This is a genomic window from Bradyrhizobium prioriisuperbiae (genome assembly GCF_032397745.1).
In the GTDB taxonomy this organism is placed as follows: Bacteria; Pseudomonadota; Alphaproteobacteria; order Rhizobiales; family Xanthobacteraceae; genus Bradyrhizobium_A; species Bradyrhizobium_A prioriisuperbiae.
Genome location: NZ_CP135921.1, coordinates 8,906,216 through 8,922,109, shown reverse-complemented (window position 1 = coordinate 8,922,109; position 15,894 = coordinate 8,906,216). Strand labels below are relative to the sequence as shown.

Annotated in this window: 14 protein-coding genes; 5 read left to right on the top strand and 9 right to left on the bottom strand. The window is 63.2% G+C overall.

Annotated elements, in window-relative coordinates; all coding sequences use genetic code 11:
* Window positions 1-54 precede the first annotated feature (54 nt).
* The 4 genes from fabI (at window position 55) to RS897_RS41400 (ending at window position 3,162) form a co-directional block, all read left to right on the top strand.
* Window positions 55-873: an enoyl-ACP reductase FabI gene (gene fabI, locus RS897_RS41415; protein WP_315834425.1), complete on the top strand. Its 819-nt coding sequence runs from the start codon at window positions 55-57 to the stop codon at window positions 871-873.
* Window positions 874-884: 11 nt separating this feature from the next.
* Complete coding sequence (locus tag RS897_RS41410) at window positions 885-1,484, top strand: histidine phosphatase family protein (protein ID WP_315834424.1); 600 nt, start codon at window positions 885-887, stop codon at window positions 1,482-1,484.
* A 40-nt stretch (window positions 1,485-1,524) separates the two neighbouring features.
* Entirely contained in the window at window positions 1,525-2,613 is a 1,089-nt protein-coding gene (aroC, locus tag RS897_RS41405; protein ID WP_315834423.1) for a chorismate synthase, read from the top strand.
* 174 nt (window positions 2,614-2,787) lie between these two features.
* The gene (locus RS897_RS41400; protein ID WP_315834422.1) at window positions 2,788-3,162 is read left to right on the top strand and encodes a hypothetical protein; all 375 of its coding nucleotides are present in this window, start codon (window positions 2,788-2,790) and stop codon (window positions 3,160-3,162) included.
* A 64-nt stretch (window positions 3,163-3,226) separates the two neighbouring features.
* Here the strand turns inward: RS897_RS41400 and RS897_RS41395 are convergent, their stop codons facing one another.
* Window positions 3,227-4,909, bottom strand: a complete 1,683-nt coding sequence (locus RS897_RS41395) for a methyl-accepting chemotaxis protein (RefSeq protein WP_315834421.1) — start codon at window positions 4,907-4,909, stop codon at window positions 3,227-3,229.
* A gap of 277 nt (window positions 4,910-5,186) precedes the next feature.
* Window positions 5,187-6,869, bottom strand: a complete 1,683-nt coding sequence (locus RS897_RS41390; RefSeq protein WP_315834420.1) for a methyl-accepting chemotaxis protein — start codon at window positions 6,867-6,869, stop codon at window positions 5,187-5,189.
* A 401-nt stretch (window positions 6,870-7,270) separates the two neighbouring features.
* On the opposite strand from RS897_RS41390, the gene RS897_RS41385 reads away from it, so the two are divergent.
* Entirely contained in the window at window positions 7,271-8,110 is an 840-nt protein-coding gene (locus RS897_RS41385; protein WP_315834419.1) for a DUF1194 domain-containing protein, read from the top strand.
* Window positions 8,111-8,137: 27 nt separating this feature from the next.
* On the opposite strand, the gene RS897_RS41380 is transcribed toward RS897_RS41385, so the two are convergent.
* The 7 genes from RS897_RS41380 to RS897_RS41350 form a co-directional block, all read right to left on the bottom strand.
* Window positions 8,138-9,376, bottom strand: a complete 1,239-nt coding sequence (locus tag RS897_RS41380; RefSeq protein WP_315834418.1) for a class I SAM-dependent RNA methyltransferase — start codon at window positions 9,374-9,376, stop codon at window positions 8,138-8,140.
* The gene (locus RS897_RS41375; RefSeq protein WP_315834417.1) at window positions 9,369-10,094 is read right to left on the bottom strand and encodes a TlyA family RNA methyltransferase; all 726 of its coding nucleotides are present in this window, start codon (window positions 10,092-10,094) and stop codon (window positions 9,369-9,371) included. The genes RS897_RS41380 and RS897_RS41375 overlap by 8 nt, the downstream gene beginning before the upstream one ends.
* 102 nt (window positions 10,095-10,196) lie before the next feature.
* Window positions 10,197-12,143, bottom strand: a complete 1,947-nt coding sequence (gene dxs, locus RS897_RS41370) for a 1-deoxy-D-xylulose-5-phosphate synthase (RefSeq protein ID WP_407654399.1) — start codon at window positions 12,141-12,143, stop codon at window positions 10,197-10,199.
* Between the two features lie 245 nt (window positions 12,144-12,388).
* A complete protein-coding gene (locus RS897_RS41365; RefSeq protein WP_315834415.1) occupies window positions 12,389-13,657 on the bottom strand; it encodes a hypothetical protein in 1,269 nt (422 codons plus the stop codon).
* 99 nt (window positions 13,658-13,756) lie between these two features.
* Window positions 13,757-14,008 (bottom strand): exodeoxyribonuclease VII small subunit, encoded by a 252-nt coding sequence (locus RS897_RS41360; protein ID WP_315838918.1) that lies wholly within the window; start codon window positions 14,006-14,008, stop codon window positions 13,757-13,759.
* Between the two features lie 67 nt (window positions 14,009-14,075).
* A complete protein-coding gene (locus RS897_RS41355) occupies window positions 14,076-15,005 on the bottom strand; it encodes a histone deacetylase family protein (protein WP_315834414.1) in 930 nt (309 codons plus the stop codon).
* Window positions 15,006-15,072: 67 nt separating this feature from the next.
* Window positions 15,073-15,828 carry a crotonase/enoyl-CoA hydratase family protein gene (locus RS897_RS41350; RefSeq protein ID WP_315834413.1) on the bottom strand — a complete coding sequence of 252 codons (756 nt, stop codon included), beginning with the start codon at window positions 15,826-15,828 and terminating at the stop codon, window positions 15,073-15,075.
* Between the last annotated feature and the right edge of the window lie 66 nt (window positions 15,829-15,894).

Sequence of the window (15,894 nt, the reverse complement as noted above, 5' to 3'; positions counted from 1 at the left end):
CCAGGAGGGCTGTGTCATTGAGAGACGTCTATATCGAGGCAGGGATGTGAGCGAATGGCGGATGTGTCGGGTCTGATGAAGGGCAAACGGGGCGTCATTCTGGGTGTCGCCAACAACCGTTCCATCGCCTTCGGCATCGCCAAGGCCTGCCGTGCCGCAGGCGCGGAGCTCGCGCTGACCTGGCAGGGCGACGCGCTGAAAAAGCGTGTCGAGCCACTGGCAGCAGAGCTCGGCGCCATCACGCTCGGTCATTGCGACGTAACCGATGCCGCGACCATCGACGCGGTGTTCGCGGAGCTCGAGAAGCAGTGGGGCAAGATCGACTTCGTCGTTCACGCCATCGCGTTCTCCGACAAGGACCAGCTCGACGGCCGCTACCTCGAGACCACCGCCGACAATTTCTCCAAGACAATGCTGATCAGCTGCTACTCGCTGACCGCGATCGCGCAGCGCGCGGAAAAGCTGATGACCGATGGCGGGTCGATCATCACGCTGACCTATTACGGCGCCGAGAAGTGGATGCCGCACTACAACGTGATGGGCGTCGCCAAGGCCGCGCTCGAAGCTTCGGTGCGTTATCTGGCCGCCGACCTCGGCGAGAAGAACATTCGCGTCAACGCCATCTCGGCCGGCCCGATCAAGACGCTGGCGGCATCGGGCATCGGTGACTTCCGCTATATTCTGAAGTGGAACGAATACAACGCGCCGCTGCGGCGCACGGTGACGATCGAGGATGTCGGCGACAGCGCGCTGTATCTCCTGTCCGACATGTCGCGCGGCGTCACCGGTGAAGTGCACCATGTCGACGCCGGCTATCATGTTGTCGGCATGAAGCGTCCGGACGCACCGGACATTTCGCTCGGCAAGGACTAGATCGCCGCGTGATGTCCAAGCCTGTTGTCTATTACATTCGCCATGGCGAAACCGAATGGAATGCGACCGGCCGCTTTCAGGGCAGTCAGGATATTCCGCTGAACGACGTTGGACGCAAGCAGGCGGTGCAGGCCGGCGGCATCCTGGGTGACCTGTTCAGCCGCGACGAACGCGGCGTCGAGACACTGCCGTTTGTTGCAAGCCCGCTGGGGCGGGCGCGCCAGACCATGGAATTGCTGCGCGGGGCATTGCAGTTGCCGCTGGCAGACTATGCGATCGACGATCGGCTGCGCGAAATCGCCTATGGCCGCTGGGAAGGCTCGACGCTGCCTCAGATGCGGGCGTCCGATCCGGAGATCTTCGCCTCGCGTGAAAGCGACAAATGGGGCGTGCCGCCGCCGGGCGGCGAAAGTTATGCCTCGGTCACGGTGCGGATGCGCGACTGGTATGACTCGCTGAAAGCCGATACGGTTGCCGTGGCCCATGGCGGCACCGCCCGGGCGCTTCTGGTCGCACTCGGCGTCGAGACGCCGGAAGGCGCATCGGACCTGACCATCGAACAGGGAGTGGTGTACGTTTTTGCCGATGGGGCCTGTAGCAAATACGCGTGAGAGCGTGATCTAGTCCCTGCAATCCGGATCGATCGACACAATGTCATTCAATACTTTCGGCCAGCTGTTCCGCGTGACGACCTTCGGCGAAAGCCACGGGCCGGCGATCGGCTGCGTGGTCGATGGCTGCCCGCCGAAAATTCCGCTGCGGCTGGATGAGATCCAGCGCGATCTCGATCGCCGCCGCCCCGGACAGTCGCGCTTCACCACTCAGCGGCAGGAAGCCGATGCGGTGAAGATCCTGTCGGGTGTCATGATCAATGACGACACCGGCGAGCAGGTGACGACAGGCACGCCGATCGCGTTGCTGATCGAGAACACCGATCAGCGATCGAAGGATTATTCGGAGATCAAGGACAAGTTCCGACCGGGACATGCCGATTTCACTTATGAGGCGAAGTACGGCCTGCGCGACTATCGTGGTGGCGGGCGCTCGTCGGCGCGCGAGACCGCGAGCCGGGTTGCGGCCGGCGCGATCGCGCGCAAGGTCTTGCCGGGCGTGACGGTGCGGGGCGCTCTGGTGCAAATGGGGCCGCACAAGATCAATCGCGACAACTGGGACTGGGAGCAAGTCGACCAGAATCCGTTTTTCTGCCCCGACAAGGACAGTGCCGCATTCTATGCGGATTATCTCGACGGCATCCGCAAAAGCGGCTCGTCGATCGGTGCGGTGATCGAGGTGGTGGCGGAGGGCGTGCCCGCTGGTCTCGGCGCGCCGATCTACGGCAAGCTGGACAGCGACCTCGCTGCGGCGCTGATGAGCATCAACGCGGTCAAGGGCGTCGAGATCGGCGCGGGCTTCGGTGCGGCCGAACTCAGCGGTGAGCAGAATGCTGACGAGATGCGCATGGGCAACAATGGCCCGGTTTTCACCTCCAATCATGCCGGCGGGATTCTCGGTGGTATCTCGACCGGGCAGGCCGTGGTCGCGCGGTTTGCCGTCAAACCGACGTCATCGATTTTGACGCCGCGTCGTACGATCGACCGTCAGGGCGCCGAGACAGACATCCTGACCAAAGGACGTCACGATCCCTGCGTCGGCATTCGTGCCGTGCCGGTCGGCGAGGCCATGATGGCCTGCGTACTGGCCGACCATCTGTTGCGGCACCGCGGACAGGTCGGCGGCTGATCCGCCGCTTTCCGGACGTCATACGATCGCCTGATCGCCTGATCACTGACCGATGCGCTGCGCGTCAAGCACGCCCGATCAGGTAAAAATCCCCGCTCCATTGTCCCGGCGCGAAATATTTCTTTGCGCGAGGTGTTCACATCGAGCGGGGCTGCTTGATGTTGGAGTGACATGATGATCAAGACTGTGTTGGCCCTTGTCGCCGTGGCCGCAGTGGGTGTCGCCGCAATACCGGCCGACGCGCTGGCTCGCGGCGGCCATGGTGGAGGTGGTGGCGGCATGCGAAGCGGAGGCTTGCGCGCCGGAGGATTTGGGATGGGGCGGCCCGCCGGCGTCATCAGGCCGATGGCTGCGGGGTCGTTTGTCGGAGGTGGGATGCGCGTAGCCGGTCCGGGTTACCGCCACCATCATCACCATTTCCGGCGCTTCGCGTTCGTCGGGCCATACACCGGCTACTGGGATTATCCTTCCACCGATGGCTGCTACCAGGTGCGGCGGGTGTTGACGTCCTACGGCTGGCGCTGGCGGCGTGTCGACGTCTGCAACTGATCAGGCGCAAAAAAGCCGGCGGCTTGGTGAGCCGCCGGCTGTAATCAAGGTCGTGAACGTCGGGTCAAGCGGCGCGCACGGTGGCCAGGAATTTCTCGACCTCGATCTTGAGGCGACCACTGTCGTTCGCCAGCATCTGCGCCGATGACAGCACCTGGCTCGATGCCGAGCCAGTCTCGCCGGCGCCGCGGCTGACGTCGTTGATGTTGCCGGCGAGGCTGTTGCTGCGCTGCGCAGCATGCTGGATGTTGCGGGAGATTTCCTGGGTGGCCGCACCCTGTTCTTCGACCGCGGCTGCAATGGTCGAGGAGATCTCCGAGATCAGGTCGATGGTCGCGCCGACCTCCTTGATCGTCTGCACCGACGCTTCGGTCGCGGATTGGATTCCCGCGATCTGCTGGCTGATGTCCTCGGTGGCCTTTGAGGTCTGCGCCGCAAGTGCCTTGACCTCGGATGCGACGACCGCGAAGCCACGTCCGGCGTCGCCGGCCCGTGCGGCTTCGATGGTGGCATTGAGTGCGAGCAGGTTGGTTTGCTCCGCCACCGCGCTGATCAGCTTGATGACATCGCCGATGCGGGCCGCAGCTGTCGTCAGTTCGACGATGCTGCTGTTGGTTTTTTGCGCCTGCCGGACCGCTTCCCCGGCAACGCGGCTGGCTTCCTGCACCTGGCGGCCGATTTCCTGCACCGACGAGGTGATCTCCTCGGTGGCGCTGGCAACCGACTGCACGTTGCTGGAGACTTCTTCCGAGGTCAGTGCGGCCTCGCTCGAAATCTTGCCGGTCGCTTCCGCGGTGGTCGTCAGGGTATCGGCGGCGGCTTCCAGTTCGGTCGATGAGGATGACAGCGAGCCGACCAGTTCGCCGATCAGGGTTTCGAACTGCCGGGTGATGCCGTCGACCCGCTGCCCGCGGGCGATCTTCGCTTCGGCGTCCGCGGCCGCCGCGGCATCGGCTGCGCGTTTGGCGATCAGCGCGTCCTTGAACACCTGCAGCGTATCCGCCATCTGGCCGATTTCGGTGGCTTCGCCCTGGTGCGGGACCTCAGCGGTCAGATCACCGGTGCCGAGCGCCCGCATTGGGGTCACGATCGAGGCGATGCCCCGCGACACGTCGCGGATAAGATAGAAGCCGATCGCGATGCCAAAGACGATCGAGAGCACCAGCATCGCGACGACCATCTTGAAGGCGAGCGAGAACGAACTGGCGGATTCTGCTGCCGCGGTATCGGCGCCGCGATTGTTCAGGTCGATGTCCTTCTTCAGGATTTCGTCAGCCTTCAGCCCGAGCGGATTGACCTTGCTGTCGTTGTAATCGCGTGCTTCGGTAAATTGGCTTTTGCGCGAGATGACCAGCAGATCCTGGACGCCGGAAGAGAAATCAGTCCATGTTTTCCTGAACTCATCGTAGAGGGCCTGTTCCTCAGGCGAGGCGATGAGGGGTTCATAGGCGCGGCGTGATTTGTCCATGGCTTCCATCATCGCGGCGAGGCGCTTCTCCTGAGCGGCCTTGCCGGCCTCGTCGGTTGCCATCACATGGGCGCGGACCACGGATCGGTAGGTGATGGTATTGGCACGCAACTCCCCGAGAACGCGAACACTCGGAAGCCAGACGGTCTGAATATCAACGGTGCTGGCGTTGATGGCATGCATCTGCCGGATTGCGAAGGCACCCATGCCTGTCATGAGGATCAGCAGCACAGCGATGACCGCCGTGATCTTGGTGCGGATGGAAAACTTCGAAAGCATCGGGAGATCCTTGAGGTCGTTCTGACCTGTTGACGGCCGGATGCATCCGGCGGCTGAACGTCGCGGGGATTGTGTGATTGGGCATTCAAGTCGAATTCCGAAGCCGTCGGCTTCCTCATCCGCTATCGGATTGTTAATCAATTAGCTAAAATCTTGGTAAACGGCACAGACATACCGACCGCAAAGTTCGTCCTCCGCCCGGCTGTAAGTGCCATGACGGACTCATGTGTCGGACGGTGGGCCGAAAGGTGGGAAAGTGGCCAATGTCCCGCGGTGCTTACGCCGCGCGGACCGCCTCGAGGAACTTGTCGACCTCGGTCTTCAGCCGTGTGCTTTCCACCGACAGCGATTGTGCCGCCGACAGCACCTGGGCGGATGCCGAACCGGTTTCGCCGGTGCCGCGGCTGACTTCGCTGACGTCATTTGCGACCTGAACGCTCAGTTGCGCGGAGTTCTGGACGTTGCGTGCGATTTCCTGGGTCGCGGCGCCCTGTTCCTCGACCGCGGCGGCGATGGTCGCCGAGATCTCCGAGATCAGACCGATGGTGCCACTGATCTTCTTGATGTTGTCGACGGACAGCCTTGTCGCTGACTGCATGCCGTCAATCTGGGCGGTGATCTCGTCGGTCGCTTTCGCGGTCTGCGAGGCCAGCGCTTTCACCTCCGATGCCACCACGGCGAAGCCACGGCCGGCCTCGCCCGCGCGCGCGGCTTCGATCGTGGCGTTCAGCGCCAGCAGGTTGGTTTGTTCGGCGACCGCGGTGATCAGCTTGACCACGTCGCCGATCCTGCTCGCCGCGTTCGACAGTTCCATGATGCTGGCGTCGGTCTGCTGGACTTGGCGGACCGCGTCGCCGGCAACGCGGCTCGCTTCCTGGACCTGGCGGCTGATTTCCTGCACCGACGAGGTGATTTCCTCGGTCGCGCCGGCGACCGACTGGACGTTTTGCGACACTTCCTGGGATGCCGATGCCGCCGAGCCCGACAACCGCTGGGTGATATCGGATGTATGGGTCAGTGTTCCGGCGGAGGCTTCGAGCTCGGTGGAGGCCGCCGACAGCGCTGCAACCATGTCACCGATCATGGCTTCGAAATTGCGGGTGACCTGGTCGATCTTCTGGGCGCGGCTGACTTTCAGCGCGTCGTCGTCCGACGCCGCGGCGTCGGATGCTTTCTTGGCAATCAGCGCGTCCTTGAACACCTGAATCTTGTCCGCGATCTGGCCGATCTCCGTGCGCTCGCCCTGGCGCAGGATCTCAGTCGTGAGATCGCCGTCCGCAAGCGCCTGCATGGGCTTGATCACCGAGCCGATGCCACGAGTGATGTCGCGGACCAGATAGACGGCCGCCCACAGGCTCAGCGAAATGGCGAGGCCGAGCGTCACCAGCAGCACCCGCGTCGAGAACGCATAGTCGCTGTTCGCCTTGTTGCCGGCGATCTCCGCTGCGTTGTCGTTGATCGCGACGAGCTTGGACAGCGCGGTATCCATGGCGCGCCCCGGCGGGGTCGCCTTTTCGGTGTTGACCAGCACGGCTTGGGCGAAGTCGCCCTTTTTTGACAGCTCGATCACTTCATTGGCGGCGGTGCGGTAGTCCTGCCACAGCTTGGTCAGATCGCTGAACAGCGCGGTTTCTTCCGGCGAACTGATCAAGGCCTGATACTTGATGGTGGCGCGCTCATATTCCCTGACGCGATCGTCGAGCGCCTTGTCGATGCTGGCCTTGGCCTTGACGTCGCTGATCAGCAGATGGTCGCGCAGGATGGCGCGGTAGCGCGACGACTGGATGCGCAGCTCACTCAGCCAGCGAACGCTCGGCAGCCAGTTGGTCTGAATTTCCTGTGCCGACTGGTTGATCGCCCGCAACTGAACGAAGGCGAAGACGCCCATGAAAGTCATCGCGACAAACAGGAACGAGACCACGGCAATGATTTTGGCTCGGATCGATAGCTTGGAAAACATTATCGGCGTCCTCGTCGTTCTGACGTCTCGCTCGGGCCGCTTCGGGGCCGACCGACTTCAAGTGTGAGCGCGATCGGCGCGGAAAGTTTGGCAACAATTTCCAGTCGAACCGGCTGGTCGTGGGACGGCATGCGGATCGGTCGGCTTCGCTGCGAAGCGGGTGGCCGAAGCAAGCCGGCCTTAAGTCCTTGCCGCGTCCCATGACATCAGGGTCGCGCCCAAATTGTGAGCAATTTGAATGAATTGTTCGTAAATTCGTTAATGCATTGCGGTAATATAGTACCTTATATTTAGATATATCATTGCATCATCCACATGAGACAAACCTCGCCCACGCGAATGTTGCTTCTCGGTTGTCCTGCGGCGTGCGACGATTGCGGCGTTAACGACGGGAGGCCACGATGCGTTGGTGTGTCTCGATCGGAGCGGCGTTGATCGCGAGTGCGGTCATGAGCGCGGATGTCGCGGGTGTGGCTGCGCCAAATCCCGGAGTGCGCGCCGACAAGAGTGCCGACCTGCCGTCCGTCGATGTCGAATTGATCCTGGCAGTGGATGTCTCCTACTCCATGGACATGGACGAGCTCGCGCTGCAACGCGAAGGTTATGCGCAGGCCATTACATCCAAGGAATTCTTGCAGGCGCTGAAGACCGGGCCGAATGGCAAGGTGGTCGTGACCTATTTCGAATGGGCGGCCTCCACCGACCAGAAGATCGTGATCCCGTGGCGTGTGATCGACGGTCCGGAAACGGCGGATGCGGTGGCGGCGGAAATCCTCAAGGCGCCGCTGCGCCGCGCGTCCCGCACCTCGATTTCCGGAGCCATCAATTTTGCCGTGCCGCTGTTCGACGACAGCGGACATCGCGGCCTGCGCCGGGTGATCGATATCTCCGGAGACGGGCCGAACAACAACGGCACGCCGGTGACCATCGCGCGCGATGCGGCGCTGGAGAAGGGCATCACCATCAACGGCTTGCCGATCATGCTGAAGGAGCCGTCCTATTCGACGATGGATATCGAGAACCTGGATTTCTATTATGAGGATTGTGTCATCGGCGGCGCCGGATCGTTCGTGGTGCCGATCAAGACCCGCGATAAATTCAGGGAAGCGATTCGCACCAAGCTGGTTCTCGAGGTGGCCAACCGCGTTCCCGAGCACCGGATCGTGCCTGCGGCGGCCAATGCGCCGAGGATCACCTGCATGATCGGCGAGCAGATCTGGCAGGATCGCTGGGGGCGATAGCATTGCTTCCGGTCAAGCGGCGCTAACTCACCGCGTAAAGCGTGCCACCAGTTCGATATGCGGCGTGTGACGGAACTGGTCGACCGGTGTAACGCCCTCGCACCGATAGCCACCGTCGATCAGGACCCGCGCATCGCGCGCAAACGTTGCCGCGTTGCAGGACACCGCGACGATCATCGGAACCTTGCTGGCTGCGAGCTGCTTCACCTGGGCCTGGGCGCCCTGCCGCGGTGGGTCGAACACGATCGCGTCGAACTCGCGCAATTCCTGTGGCACCAGTGGCCGGCGAAACAGATCGCGCACTGAGGCCTTGACCGGCTTCAGGCCGCGGGTGGCCGGCGCGGACTTTTGCAGCGCGGCCACCGCGCCGGCATCGCTGTCACAGGCGGTGACGCGGGCTCGCTCCGCAAGCCGCAGCGAAAACGGGCCGACGCCGCAAAACAGATCCGCAATGTGCTTTGCGCCCTTGCAGTGAGCGGTAACAAGGGTTGCAAGTGCTTCTTCTCCGGCGACCGTGGCCTGCAGGAAAGAGCCCGGCGGCAGCGTGACGTCGGCCAGTCCCATGCGAACCACGGGGGCACCGTGCATCACAACGAGCTCGCCGTGCCGGGTGAGGCGAGCGATCCGATGGCGGGCGGCGAGGTTGGACAGCTCCGCCATGGCAGGTGCGGCGAGGGGACCGGAACCGCGAATATCGATGTCCATGCCGTTGGATGTGGCCGTGATCTGGATGTCGAGCGGCTTGCCGACTGACCCGAGCGCGTTCGCGAGCGCACGCGCCGTGTCGAATGCACCGTCGAGCGCGGAAACGAGAATCGGGCACTTTTCGATCGCGACGATCTCGTGGCTGCCGCCGGCAGCAAAGCCGACTCGCAAATGGCCTTGCTGGCCGCGGCGGGCGTGGGCGACGAGGCGGCGGCGGCCGGCGCCGTGCGCATCGACGAGCTCATTCACTGTGCAGTCGAGACCGGCCTGACGCAGTGTGTCGAGGACCAGTTGGCGTTTCCAGGCGCGATAGGCCTGCGGTTGCCAGTGCTGGATCGCGCAGCCGCCGCAGTGGCCGAAGTGTGGGCAGAACGGAGCGGTCCGGTCCGGACTTGGGCGCGTGATTTCGAGCAACTGACGGCGGTCGGGCTGGCCGGGGGCCGGATCGACCATCACCTCTTCGCCGGCAAGCGCGCGGGGAACGAAGGTGGCCTGCCCCTCTACGAAGGCGACGCCGTCGCCGCGATGGCCGACATGGTCGATCAGGAGGTGCTCAGCCATGCCGGGCTCCGATGAAAAACTCGCTGTTGCCGTCGCCGCCGGTGATCGACGACGGAAATACCGCGATCTCTTTGCATCCAAGTGATCGCACGAACTCGGCGATGTCGCCGCAGACGGCGTCGTGCACGGCCGCGTCGCGGATGATGCCTTTTTTGGAATGCCGCCGATCGGCCTCGAATTGCGGCTTGATCAGCGCGAGCAAGTGCGTCGGCGTTGCCGCGAGCGACAGCGTGGCCGGCAGCACGTGTTTCAGGGAAATGAAACTCGCGTCGATCACCACGACGTCGGGCCGCTCCGGCAGATGGTCGGGGGTGAGGCTGCGGATGTCGGTGGTCTCCATGGAACGGACCCGGGCGTGTCCACGCAACGTGTCATGCAACTGGCCGTGACCGACGTCCACCGCATAAACCACCCGTGCTCCGCGCGCCAGCAGCACGTCGGTGAAGCCGCCGGTGGAGGCGCCGACGTCGAGGCAGGCATGATCGTCGATGGCGATCGGATAGCGGTCAAGCGCGCCGGCAAGCTTGGTGCCGCCGCGCGACACCCAGGGATGCGCCGGCTCCGCCTCCAGCACCGCGTCGCGGGCAATCATGTCGGACGATCTGGCCACAGCACGGCCGTCGGCGGTGACGAGGCCGGCTTCAATCGCGGCCTGCGCACGCGCACGGCTTGCGAACAGACCCCGCTCCACCAGCAGGAGGTCTGCACGTTGTCGCATGTGAGTGTCCCGAATGTCGTTCAGGCGTGATGTCTGGTCAGACGTGGCGTCTGGTTCGGAAATTTCCCTCGAAATTCGAGGAAAATTTCCGGAGCGTACCTGTCAGGCCAGCTTGATGGTCTCGGTCTTGCTGTCCTTGCCGAGCGCTTCGAACGCCTTGGCGACAATCGCCTTGGCGTCGAGGCCGGCTTTTGCATACATCACTGCGGGTGTGTCGTGATCCTGGAACTCGTCCGGCAGCACCATCATGCGGACGCGGAGCCCGTTGTCCATCATGCCGTGATCGGACAGCGCCTGCAGCACATGCGAGCCGAAACCGCCGACTGAGCCCTCTTCGATGATGAGCAGCACCTGATGCTCGCGCGCCAGCCGCAGCACGAGATCGATATCGAGTGGCTTCATGAAGCGGGCGTCGGCGACGGTGGTCGAGAGGCCATGGGCGTCGAGTTCGTCTGCCGCCTTCAGGCATTCGCCGAGGCGGGTGCCGAACGACAACAGCGCTACCTTGGAGCCCTCGCGCAGTACACGTCCCTTGCCGATCTCGAGCGGCACGCCGAATTCCGGCATTTCCACGCCGCGGCCTTCGCCGCGCGGATAGCGCAGCGCGCTCGGCGCATCGTTGATGGCGACCTGCGTCGCGACCATGTGGACCAGTTCGGCCTCGTCCGCCGCGGCCATGATCACGAAGCCCGGCAGACAGCCGAGATAGGCGTTGTCGAACGAGCCCGCATGGGTCGAGCCGTCGGCGCCGACCAGGCCGGCGCGATCGATGGCAAAACGCACCGGCAGCCGTTGGATCGCCACGTCATGGACGACCTGGTCATAGCCGCGCTGCAGGAACGTGGAGTAGATCGCGCAGAACGGCTTGTAGCCTTCGGTCGCAAGCCCGGCTGCGAAGGTCACAGCGTGCTGCTCCGCGATGCCGACATCGAAAGTGCGTTCCGGGAATTCCTTGTTGAACATGTCGACGCCGGTACCGCCCGGCATCGCCGCGGTGATGGCGACGATCTTGTCGTCCTTCTTGGCTTCCTTGATCAGGCTCTGGCCGAACACCGACGTATAGGCCGGTGCGTTGGACTTTGCCTTGACCTGGGTGCCGGTCAGGACGTCGAACTTGACCACGCCGTGATACTTGTCGGCCGCGGCTTCGGCGGGGGCGTAGCCCTTGCCTTTCTGCGTCACGACATGAACCAGGATCGGCCCGTTGACGGCGTCGCGCACGTTGGTCAGCACGGGCAGCAGGTGGTCCAGATTGTGCCCGTCGATCGGGCCGACATAGAAGAAGCCGAGCTCCTCGAACAGCGTGCCGCCGGTGACCATGCCGCGGGCGTACTCTTCGGCGCGCATGGCGCGCTCCTCGAAGAATTTCGGCAGCTTGTGGGCGATGTTCTTGGCGATCTCGCGGATCGACTGGTAGGTGTGGCCGGACATCAATCGCGCCAGGTAGGCCGACATCGCGCCGACCGGCGGGGCGATCGACATGTCGTTGTCGTTGAGGATGACCACCAGGCGCGAGTTCATCGCACCGGCATTGTTCATCGCCTCATAGGCCATGCCGGCGGACATCGAGCCGTCGCCGATCACGGCCACTACGTTGTTCTTGCCGTGCGACAGGTCACGCGCCACGGCCATGCCGAGGCCAGCGGAAATCGACGTCGACGAGTGCGCCGCCCCGAACGGGTCGTATTCGCTTTCGGAGCGTTTGGTGAAGCCGGACAGCCCGCCGCCGGTGCGCAGCGTGCGGATGCGGTCGCGGCGGCCGGTCAGGATCTTGTGCGGATAGGCCTGGTGACCGACGTCCCAGATCAGGCGATCCGCGGGCGTGTTGAAAACATAGTGCAGAGCAACCGTGAGCTCGACGACGCCAAGGCCGGCGCCGAGATGGCCGCCAGTCACCGACACGGCGCTGATGGTCTCGTGGCGCAATTCGTCGGCGACCTGGCGCAACTGCTCGGGCTTCAGCCGCCGCAGTTCATCGGGAGTTCGGACGCGATCGAGGAGGGGGGTTGAGCTGGACGTGGACAATGGGTTGGCCTTCCTTAAGGTCATGAGGGGCCTGTCGACCCACGACAAATCTCGAAATGGCAAGATGATCCAGAGGCTTATACCAATATTTGGAAACATGCCAATCTGGCGGGCGGGAACCCGGTTCCGCGGCGAGTGAACTTTGGTCGAGCCAAAGCCAAAAAAGGTTCAAATTCCGGACAGATAGCCGGTTCCCGGCCCGACAGGCGGCAACCGCCGACTACCCGGAACCGCATGGCTGGTTTGCAGACCTGTCACAAAGTGTCTGTTTAGTTAGCGCCGTCTGCCGGGGCGATGTCGGTCGGCGACGCCTGCAACTGCCGCCAGGCCTCACTGCGGGCGGCGCCGTCGCCGGTGGCGATGGCCAGGGCCGCGGCGGGATGGTCGGCACGATCGCGCAGACTGACAGGTCCGCACACCGTCATGAAGAAATCGTAGGCGTTCGGTCGCTCGTTCGCCATCACGAACTGGAAGTGAATGCGGAAAAAATGGCGACGAAATGCGGTGTAGTTTTCCGGCGCAATGATATCGCGAAAACGCACCGTCATGATTTTCGGGTTGCGTTTCGCGGCCCCGACATCGATGCCGTGACCGGTCACGTGATCGAACGGATAGAAATTCATGACGTCCTTGCGTGACTGGCAATCGACCCAGTCGATCGACGGTTCGACCGCCAGACGCTTGAGGTCCTCGCGGAACCGATGCGACACCGGCAGAAAGCCGATGATCGGCAGGTTGCCTCCGAGGGTGAGCAGCATCACGCGTGGCCCGTGGCGCCCGAGATCGGGATCGATCGCAAGCGCTTGCGACAGGATTTCCACGCCGAGGAACGAGCCGGAGCTGTGGCCCACGATCACGATTTCATCGGCGTCGCTGCCGCGGACGGTGGTGACGAGACGTTGCGCGAATTGCGCGATGCGCTGGTCCCAGTCCGGTCGCCTGCGGTGGGCGAACTGCCAGGTGAAAATCGTATCGGCCATCAAATAGAGCACATAGGTCCGGCTCTCGAGCAGCTTGAGCAGCGATCCCAGCAGAGCGACAAAACATGCCGCCGCCGCAATCACCGATATCAGCATCGGTAGTCCCGCCAGCCGCAGGGCTTGTTCGAACAGCAGCGTGATCAGCAGGCAGGCCAGCGCTTCGACCACCAGCATGAATTGCGGATAGCTGATGAACGAGGCGAAGCGCCAATGCGCCTTGCGGAATTTGGTGATCGTGCCGGCCGCGATCAACTGGCAGTAAATCGCGACCGCATGGATCACCGTGCGCCAGATCGGCCATTCCAGATCAGGCTTGATCAGGTCTTCCCAGCGCAGGAAATCGTAGCGTGTGCGGGTCTGCCAGTCGGGGCCCTGGCTGTCGATGGTCCAGGTTGCAATCGGGTTGGCGGCGTCCGAAACGGGCCGGCCGACATTGGACTTGACGCCGGAGAGAGCGGTAAATTTCCGCAGCTCGGTCCTGAACATGCGATAGTACTGTGCCAGACCGCGGGGATCGTAGCCTTGCACGTAGATGATGTGACGACGCTCAACTCGCACGCAGGTCCCCGAAATGGCGGCGGTCTGTTTGGCTGTCAGCGAAATGGTGCCGCGGGCCAGGCAGGATAATATGTTCCTTCGCGTACGAGGAGGCTGTGCTTACTGCACGTCCAGCGGTTCGGTGCCGGCCACCTGGCCGGACGCATCAGTGGTAATCTTGTCGACACGCGCTTCGGCCTGGCGCAGAAGTTCCTCGCAGCGTCGCTTCAGGGCTTCGCCGCGTTCATAAATGGCGACAGATTCCTCAAGTGGAACTTTGCCCTCTTCGAGTCGCTTCACAATCGATTCGAGCTCCTCGATCGCGCGCTCGAAGCTCAAACGCTTGACGTCGGCATTGATATTCTCGGCCATACCTGTGTCCTCGAGCCGTTCATCTTCGGCTTCCATGCGATCCTTGACGGCGGGGTGCGACGGGCTGTCAAGCGCCCATCAATGCCGTCACGTGCGCATTCACCGAATCTTTCAGACCCTGAAGGTCATATCCTCCCTCGAGCACCGAGACAATTCGCCCCCCCGCGGTCTCGGATGCGAGATCCATCAGCCGCTGCGTTACCCACGTATAATCGCTTTCCTGCAGCTGGATATTGGCCAGCGGGTCGCGCCAGTGGGCGTCGAACCCGGCGGACACCACAATCAGTTCCGGGGCAAACGTCTTCAACTGCGGCAGAATCAGCGCGGTGAAGGCCTCACGGAATTTATCGCCGCCCTCGCCGGAGCGCAGCGGCGCATTGACCACGGTGTCGTGCTCGCCCCGTTCCGAGGCCGCCCCGGTGCCCGGAAACAGCGGCATTTCGTGGGTCGAGCAATACATCACAGTCGGATCCGACCAGAAAATGTCCTGGGTTCCGTTGCCGTGATGAACGTCGAAATCAACCACGGCGACGCGGCCGAGGCCGTGTTTGCGCTGGGCATACCGTGCCGCGATCGCGGCATGGTCGAAGAAGCAGAAGCCCATCGGCTTGCCGACCTCGGCGTGATGTCCGGGCGGACGCGTCGCAACGAAGGCGTTGGACGCCTTGCCTCCGAGCACGGCATCGGTCGCGGCAATGGCGCCGCCGACGCAGCGCAGTGCCGCTTCCCAGGTGCCGGGGGACATCGAGGTGTCGCCGTCGATGTAGACCAGCCCCTCGGACGGGGCGATGTGATGCAGCTCGTTGACGTAGTGCTCGTTGTGGCAGAGCGCGACATGGTCGAGCGATCCGATCGGGGCCTCGATCCGCTGCAGCGAATTGAACTTGTCCGGCGAGAGCGCCTGTTCGATCGCCCGCATCCGGTCCGGGCGTTCCGGGTGGCCGTGTGGCACGACATGATCGAGGCAGGCCGAATGTGTAACCAGAAGTGTGGACATCAGTGCGTCAATCCCATCGGTTGGGGTCGAAAAGAAGGTGAACCGGTTCCAGCGTTCATCTGGCCCATCAGGTCTTCCTGCGCGCAAAGAACGCGTCAAAAGCTGCGATGGCTTCGTCCGACCTCATGCGCTCGCCGAACAGATGACCTTCGTGTTCGATCCGGCGCACCATCTCGTCAGGCGGTAATTTAAGCAGTTTTCGGGTAATTGCCACCGCCTCGGGCGACAGCGCGCAGATCTCGCGCGCGGCTTTCCGGGCCTCGGTTTCGGCATGGCCGGGTGCGACCACCGCGTTGACAAAGCCCGCGGTGTGGGCGTCCTCAGCATTCAACGCGCGGCCCATCGCCAGCATGGCGAAGGCACGCTGATGGCCCATCATCTGTGGCATCAGCAGGCTTGACGCGCCCTCCGGCACCAGTCCGTACTGGATGAACGGCGTCGAGAAGGTGGCGGTCGTGCTGGCGAGCACATAGTCGCAATGGAACAGCATGATGGTGCCCATGCCGATCGCGATGCCGTCGACCGCCGCGACCAGCGGCTTCACATTCTGCACCAGCGAATGCAGGAACTTGATGGCGTTGGTCGGCCGCTCGGACTTGTCGCGGCTGGCCTGCAGAAAATCGTCCAGATCGTTGCCGGCGGTGAACACGCCGGAACCGCCGGTGATGATCAGGCAGCGGATCGCCGGATTGTTCTGCGCAGTATCGATCGCGCGGCTCATGGCGCTGTACATGTCCTGCGTCAGCGCATTCTTTTTTTCCGGGCGCCGCAGCCGAATGATCCTGGTCGCGTCCTCGTCGGTGACAATGATGTGGTCGGCCATGATCAGTCCAGTCTTTCGCAATCCGCCGGGCGGGAGCCATCATCGGCCAAGATGTCGGGATTGGCC

What these genes read in the sequence shown, in the direction of transcription:
- RS897_RS41385 (WP_315834419.1), top strand. Translation starts at nt 7,271, where the DNA reads ATGCGTTGGTGTGTCTCGATCGGAGCGGCGTTGATCGCGAGTGCGGTC.
- RS897_RS41350 (WP_315834413.1), bottom strand. Translation starts at nt 15,828, where the DNA reads ATGGCCGACCACATCATTGTCACCGACGAGGACGCGACCAGGATCATT.
- RS897_RS41410 (WP_315834424.1), top strand. Translation starts at nt 885, where the DNA reads ATGTCCAAGCCTGTTGTCTATTACATTCGCCATGGCGAAACCGAATGG.
- RS897_RS41395 (WP_315834421.1), bottom strand. Translation starts at nt 4,909, where the DNA reads ATGCTTTCGAAGTTTTCCATCCGCACCAAGATCACGGCGGTCATCGCT.
- RS897_RS41375 (WP_315834417.1), bottom strand. Translation starts at nt 10,094, where the DNA reads ATGCGACAACGTGCAGACCTCCTGCTGGTGGAGCGGGGTCTGTTCGCA.
- RS897_RS41360 (WP_315838918.1), bottom strand. Translation starts at nt 14,008, where the DNA reads ATGGCCGAGAATATCAATGCCGACGTCAAGCGTTTGAGCTTCGAGCGC.
- RS897_RS41400 (WP_315834422.1), top strand. Translation starts at nt 2,788, where the DNA reads ATGATCAAGACTGTGTTGGCCCTTGTCGCCGTGGCCGCAGTGGGTGTC.
- aroC (WP_315834423.1), top strand. Translation starts at nt 1,525, where the DNA reads ATGTCATTCAATACTTTCGGCCAGCTGTTCCGCGTGACGACCTTCGGC.
- RS897_RS41355 (WP_315834414.1), bottom strand. Translation starts at nt 15,005, where the DNA reads ATGTCCACACTTCTGGTTACACATTCGGCCTGCCTCGATCATGTCGTG.
- RS897_RS41380 (WP_315834418.1), bottom strand. Translation starts at nt 9,376, where the DNA reads ATGGCTGAGCACCTCCTGATCGACCATGTCGGCCATCGCGGCGACGGC.
- dxs (WP_407654399.1), bottom strand. Translation starts at nt 12,143, where the DNA reads ATGACCTTAAGGAAGGCCAACCCATTGTCCACGTCCAGCTCAACCCCC.
- fabI (WP_315834425.1), top strand. Translation starts at nt 55, where the DNA reads ATGGCGGATGTGTCGGGTCTGATGAAGGGCAAACGGGGCGTCATTCTG.
- RS897_RS41390 (WP_315834420.1), bottom strand. Translation starts at nt 6,869, where the DNA reads ATGTTTTCCAAGCTATCGATCCGAGCCAAAATCATTGCCGTGGTCTCG.